Here is a 20,448-nt window from a genome sequence, read left to right as displayed (position 1 = left end):
TAAAAAAAGCTCCAATGAAAAATTGGAGCTTTACTTTTATAATAGAACCTGAGATTATTTACTCAAATACATTTTTCTTCTGGAGTACAATTCGTAGAATTGATCGTCTTTTAAGTCATCAATAAACAAGATGCTTTCTCCTGTCGATTTCATTTCAGGTCCTAATGCTTTGTTTACATTCGGGAATTTGCTGAAAGAGAAAACCGGTTGTTTGATTGCATAACCGTTTAATTGTGGGTTAAAATCAAAGTCAGTTACTTTGTTATGACCTAACATTACTTTTGTAGCGTAGTTTACATAAGGCTCTCCGTAAGCTTTTGCAATAAACGGAACCGTTCTGGAAGCTCTCGGATTTGCCTCGATAATGTAAACTGTATCGTCTTTAATCGCAAACTGAATATTGATCAAACCAACAGTTTTTAAAGCTCTTGCAATTTTATGCGTATGATCTTTAATTTGCTGCATTACAAATTCTCCTAAGTTGAAAGGAGGTAATGTTGCGTTACTATCTCCAGAGTGAACTCCGCAAGGTTCGATGTGTTCCATGATTCCGATGATGTACACATTTCCATCAGCATCACAGATCGCGTCAGCTTCGGCTTCAATTGCTCCGGCTAAGTAGTGATCTAGTAATAATTTGTTTCCTGGAATTGCTTTCAATAAATCGATAACATGCTCTTCAAGCTCTTTTTTGTTGATTACAATTTTCATTCCCTGACCTCCTAATACATAAGAAGGACGAATTAAAAGCGGGAAATCTAAAGTATCTGCCAATTTTGAAGCTTCATCAGCTGTTTCAGCGATTCCGAATCTTGGGAAAGGAATGTTTAATTCAGTCAATAAGTCTGAGAATCTTCCTCTGTCTTCTGCTAAGTCAAGTGCGTCGAAACTAGTTCCGATAATTTTTACTCCGTATTTAGAAAGTTTGTCAGCTAATTTCAAAGCCGTTTGTCCACCCAACTGAACGATTACACCTTCTGGTTTTTCGTGTTGGATAATATCATAAATATGCTCCCAGAAAACGGGTTCGAAGTATAATTTATCAGCTGTATCGAAATCTGTAGAAACCGTTTCAGGATTACAGTTAATCATGATTGTTTCGTAACCACATTCTTTCGCAGCTAAAACTCCGTGTACACAAGAGTAATCAAACTCGATTCCTTGTCCAATTCTGTTTGGCCCAGAACCTAAAACAATTACTTTCTTTTTATCTGTTACAATACTTTCGTTGTCAACAAAACGTTCTCCGTTAGCTTTTTCAATTTCAGCTTCAAAAGTAGAGTAGTAGTAAGGTGTTAATGCTTTAAATTCAGCCGCACAAGTGTCAACCAGTTTGAATACACGGTTGATTTTTTGTTCCATACGCAAAGCGTGAACTTCGCTTTCTAAACAACTCATCATGTGTGCTAATTGTCTATCTGCAAAACCTTTTTGTTTCGCCTCAAGCAATAATTCCTTTGGAAGATTTGAAACTTTGTAGTTTGAAATTTCTTTTTCTAAGATATAAAGCTCCTCGTATTGTTTCAGGAACCACATATCGATTCTTGTAATTTCATGAATGGTACTTAATGGAATTCCCATTGCGATAGCATCATAAATTACAAAAACACGATCCCAGCTTGCATAAGTTAGTTTCTCGATAATTTGTTCGTAATTCTTGTAGCCTTTTCCGTCAGCACCTAAACCGTTTCTCTTAATCTCTAGAGATTGAGTTGCTTTGTGAAGTGCTTCCTGGAAAGAACGTCCAATTCCCATAACTTCACCCACAGATTTCATCTGAAGACCTAAAGTTCTGTCTGAACCTTCAAATTTATCGAAGTTCCAACGAGGTATTTTTACGATTACGTAATCTAAAGTTGGTTCGAAAAGAGCCGAAGTCGATTTTGTAATTTGGTTTTGCAATTCATCTAAGTTGTATCCTAAAGCTAGTTTAGAAGCAATTTTTGCAATTGGATATCCGGTTGCTTTTGATGCCAAAGCAGAAGAACGAGACACACGAGGATTGATCTCGATTGCTACGATATCTTCTTTTTCGTCTGGAGAAACTGCGAATTGTACGTTACATCCTCCTGCAAAGTTTCCGATACTTCTCATCATCAAAATTGCGTAGTCACGTAATTTTTGGAAAGTGGTATCAGATAATGTCATTGCCGGAGCAACTGTAATCGAATCTCCAGTATGGATTCCCATTGGGTCCATGTTTTCGATCGAACAGATAATTACAACGTTGTCATTTTTATCTCTTAAAAGCTCTAATTCGTATTCTTTCCATCCCATCAAAGCTTTGTCGATCAAAACTTCGTGAATTGGAGACGCTTCAAGACCTCTGGTTAAAAGCTCATCAAAATCTTCTTTTTTGTAAACCACAGCTGCTCCGGTTCCTCCAAGTGTAAACGAAGGACGAATTACAAGCGGGAAGCCAAATTCCTGAGCAATTTCTTTTCCTTCAAGGTAAGAAGTAGCTGTTTTTGCAGGCGCCGTTGGAACCTTAATTTTTTCTAAAAGCTGTTTAAACTGCTCTCTGTCCTCAGTAATATTAATTGCATTTACATCAACACCGATTAATCTTACCCCGAAATCCTGCCAGATTCCTTTTTCTTCAGCTTCCAAACACAAGTTCAAAGCAGTCTGACCTCCCATTGTTGGTAAAACAGCATCAATTTGCGGATGTTCCTTAAGAATTTCAATAATCGATTTTGTTGTTAAAGGTTTCAAATAAATATGATCGGCCATAGATGGGTCGGTCATAATTGTTGCTGGGTTCGAGTTAATCAAGATAACCTCAATTCCTTCTTCACGAATCGAACGAGCAGATTGAGATCCTGCATAATCGAATTCGCAAGCCTGGCCAATAACAATAGGTCCTGAACCTATAATTAAAACTGATTTTATTGATGTGTCTTTAGGCATTTTATATGTATTGTGTAGTTATTTACGATTTTAAAAAACGATTCTAGTGTGCTATAAACTAGAATGTTGAGAAAATTTTTACCGACAAGGTATAAAAAAAGGCGATACTAAAAAAGTAATCGCCTTATGTATGTTTATACAAACATTATTTTTTGTGTCTAGGTTCGCTAGAAACAGTTAATTTATGTCTTCCTTTTGCTCTTCTACGCGCTAGAACTTTTCTTCCATTCGCAGAAGCCATTCTGTCCATAAATCCGTGCTTATTTCTTCTTTTTCTTTTCGATGGTTGAAATGTTCTTTTGCTCATTGCTTTGTATCTTTAAAAATGGTATCTAATTAACTCTTTCTTGGTTTTGGATATCGTTGTTCAAAAACCGAGTGCAAATATACAAAGACTTTTTTTTCTGGCAAGTAGTTTTATAAAAATATTTTTAATTCCTTTTGCTATCTTTGCAATCACAAATATACATCTATTATGTTTAACAAAATTATAAAACTTATTTTAGCCGGACTTCTTGTAGTTGCTGGTATTTATCTAATTACTGATGACTATACAGGAAATGGAATTTTTCTTATTTTATTATCAGCAATTCCAGTTTTTCTTTATTTCAAAAACGAATTTATCCTTTTAGCATTCCTTAAATTAAGAAAACAAGATTTTGAAGGCGCTAAAAAATGGCTGGCATACATCAAAAATCCTGAGACAGCATTGGTGAGAAAACAACAGGGATATCTAAATTATCTGCAAGGAATCATGTTATCTCAGACTAATATTAATCAGGCTGAAAAGCATTTCAAAAAAGCAATCGAACTTGGATTGTCAATGGATATGGATTTAGCCGTTGCGAAACTAAACCTTGCCGGAGTTGCAATGTCCCGCAGAAGAAAACTGGAAGCGACTAATTTATTAAACGAAGCTAAAAAATTAGACAAACAGGGAATGCTGAAAGACCAGATTTCTATGATGAAGGAACAAATGAAGAAAATTTAAATTTTCTAAAATTACAATATTCTAAATTCCAAATTCCAAAATGTGAGTTTGGAATTTTTTTTGAGCTGTTTCCTGCTATCCGCTTGTATCTTTTATGGCGAACACCACCATAAAAGGATGCCGCTGCCTATCAGGGCTATGAGAATATGTTTGTAAGAAAACCTTTTTAAGTTATTGACTTAAAATAGGAGGAGCTGGCATTAAAACCATTTTATTAATTTCACTTAAATCAATTTTTTTATTTGTTTTAATAAAAACATGATTGTTTTTAATTACATCCAATGATTTTCCAAAACGCCAAAATTGATCAGGTCCATTACTGTGCATTTTGAGTTTTTTGGATTGTTTTCCATTTTTTAATACAAATGCATTAGTTTGTCCGTCTTCAATCAAGTTATTTTCAAAAGTTTCCTCTTTTGGAAAAGTTATAGTATCTAATATGGTTTGAATTCTTTCTTTTTCATCTTCGCCAAGAATTGTGAAAGATGTTTCTTCTTTGTATCCATACACATTGACATAGTAAAGCGTGTCAGAAGAATTGAACTTCAGATAATAGGACTCGCGAATATTCCATTTAAAAAAAGTAAAATCGTAATCCTTCATAGGAGATTTGCATCCTGATAAAATTAAAATCAAAGCTACTATACAGATTCTCATCTTTTTGAATTTCTTTATGGAGATACTTGTCAAGATCCCTCGTCCCTCGGGATGACAAGATTGTGGTTAAAACTTGGAATTTGGAATTTCTAAATTTAGAATTTTAAGATTCCAATATAATCGAAGGCAAATTTTCATTGAGCCATTTGTATTTATTCAAAATCATAATGTGTGTACCGCCTTTTACAACAATACATTTATTGATGTATTTTATAGGGAAAACATCATCCTGGTCGCCATGAATATGAATTACTTTTTCGTCTATTTGGTTTCTGTCCCACAATATTACAGACTCGACAGCCCATTGTAAATAATTCAAATCGCGGACAGCTAAAAACTTCTCATACAATTTGATGCGTTTATTGACTTTTTCTCCAAAGGAATATTTGGCAAGATTCTCAATGTTTAAAATGAGCTTCATCGGGATGAGTTTGTAAGCTTTTGTAGTTTTTCCGATTTTCATTCTTCTTGGGAATTCCGCATTACTTCTGACGCTCGAAATAATAATTACTTTTCGGGCTTCGATATGTCTGGCCATTTCCTGAACTAATATTCCTCCAAAAGAGACACCTATTAAAACAGGGTTTTCATGTTTAATGTTTTTTGTAATTCGAAGTGCGTAATCCGATAATGATTCTTTTGGTTTTGGAATTTCCCATTCCAGAAGAAACATTTCAAAAAGAGTCTCATCTAATTTAATTCTTTCAAAAATGGTAGGACTGGCAGCTAATCCAGGCATAAAATAAACAGGAATCTTGCTCATTTGCAAAAAGTTTTAATTGCAGAATTTTTAAGCTAAAATTACCTTTTTTATCAATATGCAAAACAATATTGTTATTGAATTATTCACTGAAATTAATAAAATGGTAAAATCATAAGTATGATAGATTGAAAAATAATTTCATATTGATAATCAAATGATTAACTTTGCAGTCCAAATTGCCTGAGTTTATTATTCTGAAGAGGAATTGAGACCGGGTATCGCCCTGAATTTATTTTTAAACCTGCTAAAAAACATGATCATTATGGAATCTATTGAAACTACTATGGTAATCAAAGACAATGCTTTTGCAAGACAATTTGAAACCTTAGTGCCCGAAGGATTACTTTCTGTTGAATATTCATTTCAGGAAAAGAAAATATTTCTAACTAAAATCAATACGCCTGAAGGATATGACAATCAGGCGATAATTGATGTTTTACTCGGAAATATTATGGGACTTATTGAAGAGAAAAAACTCAGAGTGGTGCCGATTCATCCGAAAATTGTTTCTTTTTTCAAAAAAAATCCAAAATACAAAGAATTGCTTCCGCCGGGAATCAGGATTTAAAAATAGCCAATTAATCGGAGCCACAATCCGCCAATTACCATATAGATAAAGAGCATAACCAGTCCGGTTATTAATCCTTTGACCCACCAGCTTTTCAGGTCGACATAACCGCTTCCGAAGAAAACTGGTGCAGGTCCGTGTCCGTAATGGGTTAAAGTTCCGTAAAGAGATCCTACGAAACCGAGCATAAAGGCGAGAAGCAAACCAGGTATCCCGATGGAAATTCCTACTCCCAGCAAAGCTGCGTACATGGCGGCTACGTGCGCAGTTGCGCTTGCAAAAAGATAGTGGCTGAAAAAGTATACCAATATTATGATAGGAAAAGCCATTTGCCAGCTTAAACCTCCAATTTGCTCTTTTACTAAATCGCTAAACCAGCCAATAAATCCTAATTCATTTAGCGAACTTGCCATCATGACTAAAACGGAGAACCACACTATGGTATCCCATGCACCTGTCTCAGCTTTTACGTCATCCCACGTTAAAACTGAAGTCAAAAGAAGAATGACCAATCCAATGAAAGCAGTTGAGGTAGCGTCAATTGAAAACAAATCACCCGTCATCCAGAGGAACAGTAAAATAAAAAATGTTAGGAGCATCATCCATTCGTTGCGGGATATGGCTCCCATTTCTTTTAATTTCTGAGCAGCAAATTGTGGTGCATCCCCAGTTTTTTTGAGTTCCGGCGGATAAATTTTATACAATACAAACGGAATTACAAAAAAAGCTACCAAGCCGGGAACAATTGCAGCTATTGCCCAGGAAATCCAGCTAATTTTGATCCCTAAATTAAGTGCAAATTTTTGACACATTGGATTACTTGCTGTACCAGTCAAAAACATTGAAGAGGCGATTAAATTGGCATTGTAACAATTCAAAGTAAGATATGCTCCCAGTTTTCTGTGTGTTTCCGGCTGATCAGGCATGGAGCCAAAACTCATTGACATTGATTTCATAATTGGATAAACAATTCCGCCGCCTCGGGCAGTATTGCTGGGAACGGCAGGAGCCAAAACCAAATCGGCCAATCCCAGTCCGTAAGCTAATCCAAGAGAGCTTTTGCCGAAAATCCTAACGAATAAAAAGGCGATTCGGTTTCCTAAACCAGTTTTGATAAATCCTCTTGCAATGAAAAATGAAATTCCGATAAGCCAGATTACTTTATCCCCAAAACCTCTTAGAGCCAGTGTGATTGATTTTCCGGGATCTCCGGGTGCCAAAACCTGTGATAAAGCGGTTAAGGCAATTGCAATCATGCACATGGTGCCCATAGGAGCTGCTTTTAAAATAATTCCCAAAATAGTAGCTACAAAAATGGCAAATAAATGCCAGGCTTCTGTTTTAACACCTTCTGGTGCGGGAATCAGCCATATTGCGATTCCGATTGCAAAAGTAATCAGGGTTTGCGTAATTTTTATTTCTTTCATAATAAAACAAGAATTAAGTTAAATTAAAATTTGAATTGCAATTGAAATAAATGATTTATAACTACTTCCGGGATTTTCCGGCCTGTTGGTTTTTGAATTATTTTCTTTTTGTCCAGGCACCAGTATTTGAAAAGGTATTGTCAAAATGAAAGATAGGTATTAGTGAATTCAGATTTTTTAAAATAAGCTTTAGTGGTAATTAGCTAAAAATCAGTATCAATAATAGATCTAATATACTGAAAAAAAGTATGTTGTGTGAAAAATATTCGTAAAATTTGGATTGTAAAAAACACAAAAAAGGCTTCCATTAACTGAAAGCCTTTTTTTCCAAAAACAATTTAAAAAAACAAAATTAACTAATTGATGATTATTTTTTTTATGGTTTTTTTCTCCTGAATATTCAGTTCAAACAAATATGTTCCAGGAATTATATCAGAAACGGTAATTTCGTTATAGTTTGCTTTAGGTAGTTTTTTTATCACTTTTCCGGTAATGTCTAAAATGGTTATGTCGGTTTCTTCAGTGCTGTTTAGATAAACAATATCTGAAGCCGGGTTTGGGTATAGCATTACAGCATTAATATTAAAATCTTTATTGCCTAAAGTTTTTTGGTTAATTACACCCACACCGTTCAAATCAAAACCGCCAGATGCAAAATTGGTTGAATAGGGGTCGTTGATAATATTTCCTTTACTGTCATAAGAGGCATACAAAGGATTAATGGTTCCGATGACATCAATTATTTTGACATGTGTAATATTGTCTTTATCCAACAAAATGTTATTTGGAATATCAGACAAGTCAAAAGGAGTTCCATAGCCATTAATATATTTTCCGGCTAGATTGTTGATATATCGGCAGTCAATTCCGCTAAAAGGTCCAACCTGAGTATTAGTTTGGGTTTCACTGTGCGATGGAAATCTGAAAAAATTAACTCCATCTGAACTTACTTCAACAAAAGCCAACTCTAAAAAAGCCAACCCTGAACCATCAGTTTTAAATCCATTTTCAAAAACCGCAAAATCAAATCCTGAACCATTGGCAATCGGAGTATCAAACGTTAAGGTTGCGCTTCCTCCATCACCCAGGCATACCACGCCTGATCCGGAAGTTCCGCCTTTCATCCCGTCTGCTGGTGTTCCGGTTGAAGCCAAAGGGCTATTTGGTACAGCAATATCCTGAGGTCCTCTTACTACTGTAATTCCGGTTGCCCAGCCTATAAAAACAGCGCTGTTTTTTGCTATGGCAGTACTGCCTGTCTGATCTGCTGCCGGAGCATAAGATTGTGCAGAAATTAGCGATGATGTAAATAATAAGGTGAAAAGTAATTTTTTTATCATGGGTAGTTAATTTAAAATACCCTTACTATTGTTGGTAAGGGTATTTTTAGTTTTAGTCATTAAAGTAAAAACCGTTTGTTCCCACGCCTGTTGTTAATTCTTTCAATAACGCTCCGTTTAAATCATAAATGTAGGCTGAACCGTCTTTTGTGAAAACTCCATCAGCGATGTAAATACGATTGTCGTTTACAGCAAACCCATATACATAACCAGCCGGAGAAGCAACAATTGGCGTTGTTGAGGCTGCTGTTGCATTGATGTTAATTGCATAAACCGAACTTCCTACTGTATAATACACTTTATCATCTTCGATATCCATAAAACCAGCGCCATCTAAAGTTTCAGGGAAAGTAATTTTAGAAACCGATTTGTCAGATAATTTTACTTTTACAATTTCGCTTCTGTCTGTATAAGGCGCTCTTAAGATATAAAGTGAACCATTTTCTTCTTCGATACAGTCAGCATTTGAACCAATTTCTATTGGAGTTTCCAGTTTTTTGGTAGCGATATTTATTACTAATAATTTGGTGCTTGTAACGGGTTCTGTAATATATAATTTGCCATTTTCTAAAACCAGACGATTACCAGTTGCATTCAGATCAATTTTAGACTCATATGTGTTGGTTTTTAAGTCAATAATAGCAACATAATCGTCTGTATTACCGGGTGCATCAGCAGGAGCTCCCCAATCAGCATAAGAGTTTGCATTGGTTACATATGCTTTTCCGTCTTTTACTACACCGTATCTTGGATTTTTAAGACCCGTTTCTATTTTTGCTACCAATTTAAAGGTGTATCGGTTAACAACGTTAATTACCTGAGAACCTCCTGAAATGATATAAGCCTTATCCTCATAAAAGAAAATATTCTGAGCATATTTTCCAAGCAGGTCATCACCATTAACCGCTGTGTAGATATCTTTTGTGAAAACGCTAAAATCATCGCTTAAAAAAGAGACGGTTCCCTGATCTGAACTTCCTTCATTCAAAATAAAAACACCATTATCGTAAACTCCTTGTGGTGTGTTTGAATCGTCATCATCACTTGAACAGGAAATGAATAGAGAGGCACTAAGTGCTATTAAAAACAATTTATTAAACTTCATTATATTAAAATTTTAAGATTAAATACATATTAAAATTGCGACCCGGCATAGGTCTGTTTTCGAGACTTTCATAAGCTTCATTAAATAAATTCAGGACCTGAAAACCTAATTTGAAAGAGTTTAAAAATTTCAAATCATAATCGGCTCCGATATTGGATATCATATAATCGTTTATGATTTCATGAGGATCGTTGTCGGCTCTGGTGTAGACAAATCCGTTGTATAAAAACTGGTAATAGGCTGAAAATTTATTTCTCGAATAAGAAGCGGAAGCTGTAGCTTTGTCGAAAGGAACAAAAAAGAGCTGTTTTTTAGTGTCAATATTTTCAGAAATAGTATGCGCATAAGTGGCATTGACTGCAAAAATATTTTTACCAAATTGCTTTTTCCAGCTCAGCAAGGTTTCTGCTCCGTAACTGTTTACGTTATCTGTGTTTTGTGGAGTCCAGATACTGTTTTTACCCGGAACCCATTGCAATAAGTCTTTTATTTTAATGTAATAGAAAGTCTGGGTAAGTGTAATATTGTTAAATGTAAATACGTTTCCGATTTCAGCCTGATAGGAGCTTTCGGGTTTTAAATCACGATTTCCGCCTACTTCCCAATACAAATCATTAAAGGTTGGGATTCTGAAATTGCGTGATATATTCAACTTCAAATTGTACAACTGGCCAAATTGATAAGAAGAACCTAAAGAGAATAAAACAGGCGATTTGTAATTGTCTGTAAATTCTTTTCGAACTCCAAATTCATTTTTCCAGTTGGCAGAAATATCCTGTTTTACCAATAAAGAGGCAGAACTGATTTCGCGGGTATTGGTTCCAAAACCGCTGCCTGTTCCTGTAGTTTTGTTGTAATCTAAAATCCCGTTTATCTGGGTTGATTTAAAAAGAGTATAACCCAAACCAGCTTTTGTAATTAAGCTTTCTGTTTTTCCGTATGTATAATTATTGGTAGAGTTATCAGCATAGTACTGATAGTTTTCAAAAATGTATGCTGTTTTGAAATTCGCATTGAGTTTACCGAAATTACCATCGTATTCTAATAAGTTCCTGTTAAAACCATTGATATATTTACTTGGAGTTTCGGTTTCTGTGATTAAAGAAGTATTTCTGTCTGTGTTTGAGGTTTGGCTGTACAGTTTAAGAGTGTTTTTTGCATTTAGTTTATAGCCTAAATTGGCACTCATTGTGAAAATATTGTATTCACCATTACGGTTCCAGCGTTGTTCGCCTTTCCAGGTGTATTTGTTCACATATTTATAATCGTTTGTAGAACTGTTGTTGGAAAAACCAATCTGCGCACTCCATTTTTTGTTGGAAATATTAGTTTTGTAATTAACTCCAATTGTATTAAAGCTTCCGTAATCAAGTTTTAAATTATTCTCAAAACGATTATAAAAGTCCAAATCGTTGTTTAAATGTACCGTTCCGCCAATTGCACCGCTGCCATAAATAACGCTGCCTCCTCCGGCTTTTGCACTTACCGAATTATAATCTGAACCTGAAATTGTATTAAAATCAGTGCTGCCGTTCATTTGTGAATTGATGTTGATTCCGTTCCAGATTACGGCTGTCTGGGATGAGGTTGTTCCTCTGAAAGACACCGTAGAAAGCATTCCTCGTCCATATTCTTTAAAGTAAAGTGTGGAATTGAAGTTTAGCAAATCGGTTAGCAATGCTTTGTTTTTATTGATGATTGAATCACCGAGTTTTAGAACCGACTGGGAGCTGGAGTATTTGTTGAGGTTAATGTCTGATACAATAACTTCTTTAAGTTTCATAACAGAGTCATTCTGCGCCGAAATAATCTGGCACAAAAGCAGAAAGCAAAAAGCAAAACGTATTTTTAAAGTCATAATTTCTACACTCTTTTTCCCGAGAGTTCGATATTTGTTAATAAGGCAGGTCTCCTGGCTTGCGTCTTGCTGTTTACCTTCCCATCATACATTATGACAGTGGTTTGTAGATAACAACAAGCATTCTTTAAAAAGAACTAAGCTTACAGTTGCGGGTACAGCTCAAGATTTTCGATTTTAAATAATTTAAAATCAGTGACTTGATTCCCTTTTAATGTGTTTTTGTAATAAAAACACAACCTTAATTGGGTGCAAAGATAAAGTTAAATAAGTGTAAAATTCAAATTTGTATTTACTTTCTAATAAAAAAAGTTTTTAAAAATCTATTTTGATAACTTCTCCAAAGTCAACTTTGTTCTGAAAAGCATCTTTTAATGGAAGCCCGGAGTGATGGCATAAAAAGCTTCTTATAACACCGGCATGAGTAACAATAACCAAGGGGGAGTTTGTTTTTTTTGTCTTTTTTTCGGCTAAGAAATCACCGACTCTTTCGTGTAATTCAATGAAAGATTCCCCATTTGAAGCCTTGATTTTTACAAAATCTTCCATCCACGGATTGAGCTGCTCAGGCGGAATGTCATTCCATGGTTTTAATTCCCAGTCGCCAAAATTCATTTCTTTTAAACGATGATCTTCCTGAAAAGAAATCGTGCTGATGTTCTCCTGAATGTATTTTGCCAGAATCACACAACGTTTTAAAGGGCTCGAAAAAATCAAAGCTTCCGAGGGTAATTGAGAAAGAATATTTTCAAAAATACTATCAAAAGGTACTGCAATATCGACATCCGATTGTCCGTAACAAATTCCCTTTTCGCAAATTGTTTCGGTATGACGAATTAGATAAATTTCCATATCAAAAGAATGCTTAAATAATAAACCACTTCGCAAACCTGTTGTGTTGCACCGAGACAATCGCCGGTATAACCGCCAATCCATTTCTGAAAATAACGAGCCAGAAAATAACGGGTTGCGAAAACCGGAATTAGGACTAAAAGGATTTGATATTGAAAGCAGGAAAGTATCAACAAAGGAAGCAGCCCGAAGAAAAAGGAACCGAGAATTTCTTTCCAGCTGTAATTTTTTGCAATGGGTTTGCTTTTACTCGAAGCATCATCGCGAGAATATTCATGAGTAAAAATGATAGAAATAGCTCCGAGACGACTTACGGAGTGAGCAGAAATAAACAGCAGAAGAATTAAATAATTGTGACTAAACAACAGCAAAATAGATTCTGAAAGCAATTTGAATTTTAATAAAAATAACAGCACCAAACCAATCGCACCATATGCACCAATCGCACTATCTTTCATAATCATCAGTATTTTTTCTTTGGTCCAGCCTCCTCCAAAACCGTCACACACATCAGCAAAACCATCTTCGTGAAAAGCGCCTGTTGTTAATATTGAAGCTATGATTCCTAAAATTACAGCCGTTTCGGTTGAGATAAAAAGAGAAGAAATATAGAAAGCAAGAAATGAAATGCTTCCTACAATCCATCCAATTAAAGGGAAATAACGTGTGGCTTTGTTTAAGTATTCTGGATCGTGGTTAATGTTTTTCGGACAGGGAATCCGTGTGTAAAACATTAGACATGTAAAAAATATATGTAGTTCTTTTTTCATTTATTGAATATTTTTAAAATTGAAATTTGCAATTGATATTGACATTGCAATTTCGTCATTTCCTGCTAACTCCTGCACTCTCAAAACTGGCCATTTCGTTTAAAAAAGCTTCAGCAGATTTTAAAATTGGAAAAGCAATTGCACAGCCTGTTCCTTCGCCAAGGCGCAAATCTAAATTTAAAATTGGTTTTGCCTGCAGATAATTCAATAATTTTTGATGCGCTTTTTCAGCTGAGCAGTGGCAGAAAACAGCATTGTGAATAATAGCAGGATTTATTTTTGAAGCAATCAAAAAGGCAACGCTGCAAATAAAGCCATCAACCAAAACAATCATATTGTTATCGAAAGCCGTTAACATTCCGCTTGACATTTGTATGATTTCAAAACCTCCAAAGTAGGCGATTTGCTGCATTAATTCAGTAGAACCGGAATAATTATCGATGGCGTTTTTAAGTAAGTTTTGTTTCTGAAGTAGTTTTTCATCAACAACCCCAGTTCCCTTTCCAACACATTCTTCAATCGGAAAACCGGTTAAAACACTCATTAGAACTGAAGCTGTAGAAGTATTTCCAATTCCCATTTCGCCAAAACCAATACAGTTAGAACCATTTTGAGCAATAGTTTCTACAATTGCTTTTCCTTTTTCAAAACACAACTGCAATTCGGTTTCGCTCATTGCAGGGGCATGCAAAAAAGATTGGGTTCCTTTGGCGATTTTAGCATGGATCAGATTTGCATTCGTTGGGAAATCATAATTGACTCCCGAATCTACAATGGAGAGTTTAATATCATGCTGATTGCAGAAAACATTAATTGCAGCACCGCCTTCCAGAAAATTATGAACCATTTGTCGGGTCACATCCTGCGGATAAGCACTCACTCCATGATTTGCAATTCCGTGATCGGCTGCAAAAACCACAATATTCGGGTTGATTATTTTGGGATTTAAAGTTTTAAAAACCTTTCCTATTTGAAAAGCTAACGTTTCTAAAGTGCCTAAAGCGCCAACAGGTTTGGTTTTAGAATCTATTTTTTCCTGTAAAAGTCTGCTGAAATTTGTTGTGTTTTCAGTCTCAGGTTGAGTTTTTAAAACAAAATCTGAGACATTGTTTTCAATAACAGTTTTAATTTCGCTACAATTCGGTGTTTCAGATTTTTGTTTCCAGTGTAGTTGCTGCAACATAGGCTGATTGTCGTAATTGGTTGCGGGTTTTCCAATGCAGAAATAACCCAGAGGCTCAATGCTTTCGGGTAAATCAAGTATTTTTTTAAACTGGTAATAATTCAAAATCGAAACCCAGCCCATTCCATAGCCTTGTTCTGTAAGCGAAAGCCAGATGTTTTGCGCTGCACAAACCGAGCTGAATTTTACCGCTTCATTGCTTCCAACGGTTCCAATCGTAAACTGATTGAGGACAGATCTGTCGTAAGCAATGATGAGACCAATTGGAGCTTCCTCGATTGCTTCCAGTTTTAAGGATTTATAATGTTCCTTTTGTTCCGGATTATCAGTAAGTTCCTCAGCCTTTTTGTTATAATCCAAAAACAGATTTTTAACAGTGCTTTTTACTTCTGCGTCTTTTATGATATAATATCTGGTAGCATCTGTTAATCCTACTGAAGGCGCCCAATGTCCTGCCTGCAAAGCTTTTTCAATTACTTCATCAGGAACTTCATCAGCTGTAAAGTGGCGTGTGTCGCGGCGTGATTTTAATATGTCGTCTAGATTACTCATTTTCAAAAAAATCAATTTCAATTTCAATTTCAAAAATCAATTGCAATTTCAATTGCAGTTTAAAAAATCAATTACAATTTCAAAAGTCAATTCAATACAAAAACAATTATAATAATCCTGATGTTTGAATTTATGTAAAGTTAAGACAACACTAAGGAATTTGGAATTTTAAAATTTGGAATTTCTTTATTTATATTGACTTTTGAAATTGCCATTGAAATTGCCATTGATTTTTGTTATTGAAATTTGTCACCCTTTTATTTTGACAGGAATGCCCGAAACCATCAAAACCACTTCATCAGCATTTGAAGCCAGAAACTGATTCATCCAGCCTTGCAGTTCTGTAAATTTTCTTCCAATGTGCGTGTCGGCATGAACACCCATCCCGATTTCGTTTGTTACAATGATTAGGTTGGTGTTTGGCTGACGGGCAATTTTTTCAAATTCAGTTTTAGCTTCTTCCAGTGATAATGCAACATCATTCTTGGTATCAACAAAAAAGTTGGTTAGCCAGAGGGTTACACAGTCAATTAAAGCTGTTTTGCCAGAAAAATCAATTTCACTCAAATATTTTTCTTTTTCAATATTGCTCCATCGCTCATCGCGTTCCTGTTGGTGGCGGTCAATTCGGTTCTGGAAATCATCATCCCATTTTCTGGCCGTTGCCACATAGATTGGAGTGTCTGAAAGTTGTAAAGCCAGATTTTGGGCATAACTGCTTTTTCCCGATCGTTCGCCTCCGGTAATTAAGTAAATCATAATTTATAATGTAAAATGTGTAATGTAATTTGTGAAAAGCGAGATGTAAAAGAATGGTTTTAGTTGTAAATTCAATCTTCACAAATTTAACAAATCACATTACATCTAAACGATTAATAAGGACAATGACGGCAGGCATTCCCGCAACAGGTTCCTCTTTTTAAGTGAAACCAGGGTTTGAATACATAATTGCCATTTTCTACATAGTAGTCAATATCTTCAATTAATTTTTCAGTTTTTGGTAAAGATATGGCTTTATTTTGAAGTGCTTTTTTAGGGGTGATTGTTTCGACATAAGCATCGATTTTGTCAATACATGCTTCTTTGAAACATTCCGGGCAAAGACAGTCTCCTCCTTCTGAAAGATTAAAAATAGGGGGAAAATCATTACACCAGCAACTATTTTCTACTGAAATATTTCCACAACTAAAAGGAGATTCACAGCTTGAACAAACTTTTGTTTTTATACCATTCATAAAATATGCAAAAATGTGTTTGTTTAAATTTGTAAGAATAAAGATAAACAAAAAAAAATAAATTACGTTACCTTTGTCATTATTGATAAGGGAACAATAATCGTGAACAATAACAATGCCATATCCCCTGAAATAACTGACCTTAACATGAAACATTTTTTTTTCAATTTTATTTTTATCATACCTTTTTTTCTTCTGACAGGATGTAAAAAAAATGAAACCACAGAAGTTACAACTTCTAAAATTCCTCAAAATAGTATCGAATATGCTTCAGGGCTTTCTATTGTAAAACACGAAGGATATTCGGTTGTAACGGTTTCAAATCCATGGCCGGAAGCAAATAAGGATTTTAAATATATTTTGAAAGAAAAAGACGCTCAAGTGCCAGATAGCCTTCAGAATTTCACAACAATTAATGTTCCTTTGAAATCTGTGGTGGTAACTTCAACAACCAACATTCCGTTTCTCGAAATGCTGGATGTCGAAAACAAACTGACGGGCTTTCCGCATACGGATTATATTTCTTCTGAAAAAACAAGAGCCTTAATTGACAAAGGTTCTGTTAAAAATGTTGGACAAAACGAAAAATTAAATATTGAGCAATTAATAGAATTGTCCCCGGATCTGATTGTGACTTTTGGAGTAGATAATAACAATCCGATGCTGGATAATCTGAAAAAAAGTGGTTTGAATGTTTTAATTCAGGGTGACTGGATGGAACAATCTCCTCTGGGAAAAGCAGAATGGATTAAACTGTATGGGGCTTTATTCGGGAAAGAAGAAAAAGCAAAAGAATTGTTTGATAAAATCGTAGAAAGCTACAATGAGGCAAAGAAATTAGTTGCCGGTAAACCTGCCAGTTCAACAGTTTTATACGGCTCCATGTACGAAGATGTATGGTATGTGGCCAAAGGAAATAGCTGGGTTGCTCAATTTATGAATGATGCTCAGGCCAATTATTTATGGTCTGATCTGAAAGGGACAGGAAGCCAGGGATTGTCGTATGAAAAAGTGCTGGACAAAGCGAAAACGGCAAATGTCTGGATCGTGACAGGGTCATTTAAAACCTTAGACGAATTGCAGAAAGCGAATCCGCATTACAGCGAATTTGACGCTTTTAAAAACAAAACGGTTTATACGTTAGAAAGTAAATTTGGCGCTACCGGAGGAACTGTTTATTATGAATTATCTCCAAGCCGTCCGGATTTGGTACTGAAAGATTACATTAAAATCTTTCATCCGGATATACTTCCAAGTTATGAGTTTACTTTTGCAACCAAACTGAATTAAATTGGCGAACAAAAAAAGAAATACCATTTTATTTTTCATTTTGGCTTTAGGGCTTTTGCTAATGTTTTTTATGAGCATTAGTCTGGGCTCTGTGAGTATTCCATTTAAAGACGTCTATACAAGTTTAACCGGAGGTGAAGCCAGTAAATCGACTTGGGAATATATTATAATTAATTACCGTCTGCCCAAAGCCATTACAGCAATTCTAGTTGGGACAGGACTTTCGATAAGCGGTTTGCTGATGCAGACTTTATTTAGAAACCCATTGGCAGGACCGTATGTTTTAGGATTAAGTTCGGGAGCCAGTTTAGGTGTGGCGTTTGTAATTTTGGGAGCGGGATTTTTACCTTATTTTCTAAAAGTAATCGCCTTGTCATCTTACGGAATCGTTTTGGCATCTACTTTAGGAAGCACGCTTGTTTTATTGTTGGTTTTGTTGGTTTCCCAAAGGTTAAGAGATACAATGGCAATTTTAATCGTTGGGTTGATGTTCGGTAGTTTTACCACGGCAATTGTAAGTGTTTTAACTTATTTTAGTACGGCTGAGCAGCTTCAGAAATTTACTTTCTGGTCGTTGGGAAACCTCGGGAATCTTTCATGGAACTCCATTTGTGTTTTAGCGTTTTCTGTATGTTCTGGTCTGGTTTTAAGTGCCGGAAGTATTAAGCCTCTGAATGCTTTATTATTAGGTGAAAACTATGCAAAAAGCATGGGGCTGAATTTAAAAAAAACACGATTGGTAATCATTTTTGCAACCAGTATTTTATCAGGAAGCATCACCGCATTTGCGGGTCCCATAGCATTTATAGGATTAGCAGTTCCACATATCGCAAAACTCACATTTCAGACCAGCGATCATAAGATTTTGTTTTGGAGCACATTGCTTTTTGGGGCTATTATTGTGTTATTCTGCGATATCGTTTCGCAAATGCCGGGCTTTGATGTTACGCTGCCGATTAATGCTATTACATCTATAATTGGGGCTCCGGTTGTAATTTGGCTATTGGTTCGAAAAAGAAATTTTCAATAATTATTTCTGGCAAAAAAACTCAGAATCTTAGCATCTTAGTAACTCAGAACCTTTAAAAAATGAAAAACATCTTATCAACTTCAAATTTAAATATTGGCTACAAATCCAAAAAAGGTGTTACGACCATTGCTGAGAATCTGAATTTAAATTTAGCATCAGGAAAGTTAATTTCCTTAATTGGAGCAAACGGAATAGGGAAATCAACTTTGCTGAGAACGATAACAGGGATCCAAAAACCGTTGTCAGGAAATGTTTTTCTGAATGATAAAAATATTTCAGATTATAAACCTTTGGATTTAGCTCAAAACCTAAGTTTGGTTTTAACTGAGAAACTGCCTCAAAGTAATCTTTCGGTTTTTGAACTGGTGGCTTTAGGCCGTCAGCCTTATACCAATTGGGTGGGAACTTTGACTTCCGAAGATATTGTAAAAGTAAACGAAGCTTTGGCATTAACTCAAATTACACATTTAGCAAAAAAGAAACATTTTGAAATCAGTGACGGACAACTACAAAAAGTTTTGATTGCGCGAGCCTTAGCGCAGGATACACCATTGATTATTTTAGACGAACCAACAACACATCTTGATTTACTGCACAAAGTTTCATTATTCAAATTGCTGAAAAAGCTCACAGAAGAAACTCAAAAATGCATTTTGTTTTCAACTCATGATATCGATCTTGCCATTCAGCTCAGTGATGAAATGATTATTATGACACCCGAAATGGTGGTGCAGGATGAACCTTGCGATTTAATTTTACAAGGAAGTTTTGCAACATTATTTAAAGACGAACATATTGTTTTTGATGCCGAAAAAGGAAAGTTTATTGTGAGTTAGAGAATATCATTTTCTCTCTTAAATCTATTTCGGTGAATAGTGAGAGCTATACTTAGCTCACTTACGTCTGTACTAAACCCGGCAAGATTAAATTTCATTATCTGGCTTGGTTCAATAATATGATAGATAAAGTATGTTGTGTCGTCATTTCTGTTTTCATTATCGATCCAAACAGCTCTTTCGTTTTCAATATTACTCCATGGTATCAAAGAATTATTTCTATATTGAATGCCTTTAGAGTTAATTCTAAACTGAATTTCGTCAATTCCTTTTATTGATTTGATAAGTAAAGGAATTTGAAAAATAAAAAGAAAAAACGAAAATGCCACTACAATAAGTTGGTTCTGCATGTAGAAGTAAATAAACCCTGCTAAAGCTCCAACGACTAGAAATATTCTCCCAAAAATAGCGCTTCTTGTATAATAAATCAGGAATTCTTTAGAATAACTTAAATTATTTTCATCAATTAGAGGTCTCACATTTTTGATGTTAAAAGTTTATTTTAGAACTGTTACTTACTGTTTTCCAATTATTAACTTTCTTTTGAATCATTTTGAAGATTCCAACAGAAAGTAAAAAAACAAAAAGCTTCATTAATATTTCAAGGAATGTGTTTGAAGAATAAATATTTGAAGTCATTGTCCATGAACTTGGTAAATAATCCCTATGGAAAGAAGTGAAAATGATTACTATTTTTTCAATTGACAGGATAAAGAAAAAACTAAATATTAACTTTATAAGAATGTTTTTTCGGATTGCTTTAATTCTAAGAAGCTGGCTTATAGAAAACCAGAATAAGGGTTGAAGCCAGAATCCAAACCAATATTTACCAAACATTCTGTTAAGTAAAAAGTTTTTATTTTCCTGATCTGAAATATTTAATTCAATGATTGTCGCTAGCAACCATACGATTAAATAAACAATTCCAATAAACGAAATAAACCGATCTGATTCATCATTGATTTTTTGGAGAAATGGATTTTTGATAAATATTGAAAGAATTAGGCATAGAATTGTAACTAATCCATATTCAGAAAAAAAATCTAAGAGTATAAATTCTAAGCTAAATAATAATCTTTCA

19 protein-coding genes and 1 riboswitch are annotated in these 20,448 nt (G+C 34.9%); of the genes, 5 read left to right on the top strand and 14 right to left on the bottom strand.

The genetic code is table 11. From position 1 onward, the window contains the following. Window positions 1–54: 54 nt before the first annotated feature. Together carB and rpmH are read right to left on the bottom strand one after the other, a co-directional pair. Window positions 55–2,910, bottom strand: a complete 2,856-nt coding sequence (gene carB / locus AAEO57_RS13915) for a carbamoyl-phosphate synthase large subunit (protein ID WP_341693626.1) — start codon at window positions 2,908–2,910, stop codon at window positions 55–57. Between the two features lie 145 nt (window positions 2,911–3,055). Beyond that, window positions 3,056–3,217, bottom strand: coding sequence for a 50S ribosomal protein L34 (gene rpmH, locus AAEO57_RS13910; RefSeq protein WP_008464848.1), 162 nt, complete (start codon window positions 3,215–3,217; stop codon window positions 3,056–3,058). A gap of 168 nt (window positions 3,218–3,385) precedes the next feature. Here rpmH and AAEO57_RS13905 point away from each other — a divergent pair, with 168 nt between their 5' ends. Then, a complete protein-coding gene (locus AAEO57_RS13905; RefSeq protein WP_341693624.1) occupies window positions 3,386–3,901 on the top strand; it encodes a DUF2892 domain-containing protein in 516 nt (171 codons plus the stop codon). 171 nt (window positions 3,902–4,072) lie between these two features. Here AAEO57_RS13905 and AAEO57_RS13900 read toward each other — a convergent pair whose 3' ends face one another. Together AAEO57_RS13900 and AAEO57_RS13895 are read right to left on the bottom strand one after the other, a co-directional pair. Beyond that, window positions 4,073–4,558: a hypothetical protein gene (locus AAEO57_RS13900; RefSeq protein WP_341693622.1), complete on the bottom strand. Its 486-nt coding sequence runs from the start codon at window positions 4,556–4,558 to the stop codon at window positions 4,073–4,075. 103 nt (window positions 4,559–4,661) lie between these two features. Beyond that, window positions 4,662–5,321, bottom strand: coding sequence for an alpha/beta hydrolase family protein (locus AAEO57_RS13895; protein WP_341693620.1), 660 nt, complete (start codon window positions 5,319–5,321; stop codon window positions 4,662–4,664). A gap of 283 nt (window positions 5,322–5,604) precedes the next feature. On the opposite strand from AAEO57_RS13895, the gene AAEO57_RS13890 reads away from it, so the two are divergent. After that, window positions 5,605–5,889 (top strand): GNAT family N-acetyltransferase, encoded by a 285-nt coding sequence (locus AAEO57_RS13890; RefSeq protein ID WP_341693747.1) that lies wholly within the window; start codon window positions 5,605–5,607, stop codon window positions 5,887–5,889. On the opposite strand, the gene AAEO57_RS13885 is transcribed toward AAEO57_RS13890, so the two are convergent. The 9 genes from AAEO57_RS13885 to AAEO57_RS13845 form a co-directional block, all read right to left on the bottom strand. Further along, window positions 5,886–7,316, bottom strand: coding sequence for an anion permease (locus AAEO57_RS13885; RefSeq protein ID WP_341693618.1), 1,431 nt, complete (start codon window positions 7,314–7,316; stop codon window positions 5,886–5,888). The two genes, AAEO57_RS13890 and AAEO57_RS13885, sit on opposite strands and share 4 nt — an antisense overlap. 356 nt (window positions 7,317–7,672) lie before the next feature. Then, window positions 7,673–8,656 carry a T9SS type A sorting domain-containing protein gene (locus tag AAEO57_RS13880; RefSeq protein WP_341693616.1) on the bottom strand — a complete coding sequence of 328 codons (984 nt, stop codon included), beginning with the start codon at window positions 8,654–8,656 and terminating at the stop codon, window positions 7,673–7,675. Window positions 8,657–8,708: 52 nt separating this feature from the next. Continuing rightward, window positions 8,709–9,761 (bottom strand): YncE family protein, encoded by a 1,053-nt coding sequence (locus tag AAEO57_RS13875; protein ID WP_341693615.1) that lies wholly within the window; start codon window positions 9,759–9,761, stop codon window positions 8,709–8,711. A gap of 4 nt (window positions 9,762–9,765) precedes the next feature. After that, the gene (locus AAEO57_RS13870) at window positions 9,766–11,619 is read right to left on the bottom strand and encodes a TonB-dependent receptor plug domain-containing protein (protein ID WP_341693614.1); all 1,854 of its coding nucleotides are present in this window, start codon (window positions 11,617–11,619) and stop codon (window positions 9,766–9,768) included. A gap of 27 nt (window positions 11,620–11,646) precedes the next feature. Then, window positions 11,647–11,878, bottom strand: a riboswitch (cobalamin riboswitch). A 56-nt stretch (window positions 11,879–11,934) separates the two neighbouring features. Continuing rightward, window positions 11,935–12,471, bottom strand: coding sequence for an alpha-ribazole phosphatase (cobC, locus tag AAEO57_RS13865; RefSeq protein ID WP_341693613.1), 537 nt, complete (start codon window positions 12,469–12,471; stop codon window positions 11,935–11,937). Beyond that, window positions 12,456–13,241 carry an adenosylcobinamide-GDP ribazoletransferase gene (locus tag AAEO57_RS13860; RefSeq protein ID WP_341693612.1) on the bottom strand — a complete coding sequence of 262 codons (786 nt, stop codon included), beginning with the start codon at window positions 13,239–13,241 and terminating at the stop codon, window positions 12,456–12,458. The genes cobC and AAEO57_RS13860 overlap by 16 nt, the downstream gene beginning before the upstream one ends. Window positions 13,242–13,296: 55 nt before the next feature. Further along, window positions 13,297–14,976 (bottom strand): nicotinate-nucleotide--dimethylbenzimidazole phosphoribosyltransferase, encoded by a 1,680-nt coding sequence (gene cobT, locus AAEO57_RS13855; RefSeq protein ID WP_341693611.1) that lies wholly within the window; start codon window positions 14,974–14,976, stop codon window positions 13,297–13,299. 249 nt (window positions 14,977–15,225) lie between these two features. Further along, window positions 15,226–15,735: a bifunctional adenosylcobinamide kinase/adenosylcobinamide-phosphate guanylyltransferase gene (gene cobU, locus AAEO57_RS13850; protein WP_341693610.1), complete on the bottom strand. Its 510-nt coding sequence runs from the start codon at window positions 15,733–15,735 to the stop codon at window positions 15,226–15,228. 113 nt (window positions 15,736–15,848) lie between these two features. Further along, entirely contained in the window at window positions 15,849–16,211 is a 363-nt protein-coding gene (locus AAEO57_RS13845) for a C1orf53 family protein (protein ID WP_341693609.1), read from the bottom strand. Between the two features lie 147 nt (window positions 16,212–16,358). Here AAEO57_RS13845 and AAEO57_RS13840 point away from each other — a divergent pair, with 147 nt between their 5' ends. The 3 genes from AAEO57_RS13840 to AAEO57_RS13830 are packed head-to-tail and all read left to right on the top strand — an operon-like array spanning window position 16,359 to window position 19,367. Next, window positions 16,359–17,501, top strand: coding sequence for an ABC transporter substrate-binding protein (locus AAEO57_RS13840; RefSeq protein ID WP_341693606.1), 1,143 nt, complete (start codon window positions 16,359–16,361; stop codon window positions 17,499–17,501). 1 nt (window position 17,502) lies between these two features. Continuing rightward, window positions 17,503–18,531, top strand: coding sequence for a FecCD family ABC transporter permease (locus AAEO57_RS13835; RefSeq protein WP_423972149.1), 1,029 nt, complete (start codon window positions 17,503–17,505; stop codon window positions 18,529–18,531). Between the two features lie 59 nt (window positions 18,532–18,590). Next, window positions 18,591–19,367: an ABC transporter ATP-binding protein gene (locus AAEO57_RS13830; protein WP_341693603.1), complete on the top strand. Its 777-nt coding sequence runs from the start codon at window positions 18,591–18,593 to the stop codon at window positions 19,365–19,367. Here AAEO57_RS13830 and AAEO57_RS13825 read toward each other — a convergent pair. After that, window positions 19,364–19,846 (bottom strand): hypothetical protein, encoded by a 483-nt coding sequence (locus tag AAEO57_RS13825; RefSeq protein ID WP_341693601.1) that lies wholly within the window; start codon window positions 19,844–19,846, stop codon window positions 19,364–19,366. The two genes, AAEO57_RS13830 and AAEO57_RS13825, sit on opposite strands and share 4 nt — an antisense overlap. Between the last annotated feature and the right edge of the window lie 602 nt (window positions 19,847–20,448).

It is taken from the genome of Flavobacterium calami (assembly GCF_038290035.1).
Lineage (GTDB): Bacteria > Bacteroidota > Bacteroidia > Flavobacteriales > Flavobacteriaceae > Flavobacterium > Flavobacterium calami.
Note: the sequence above shows the minus strand (reverse complement) of the source record. Positions and strands in the feature narration are given on the sequence as shown.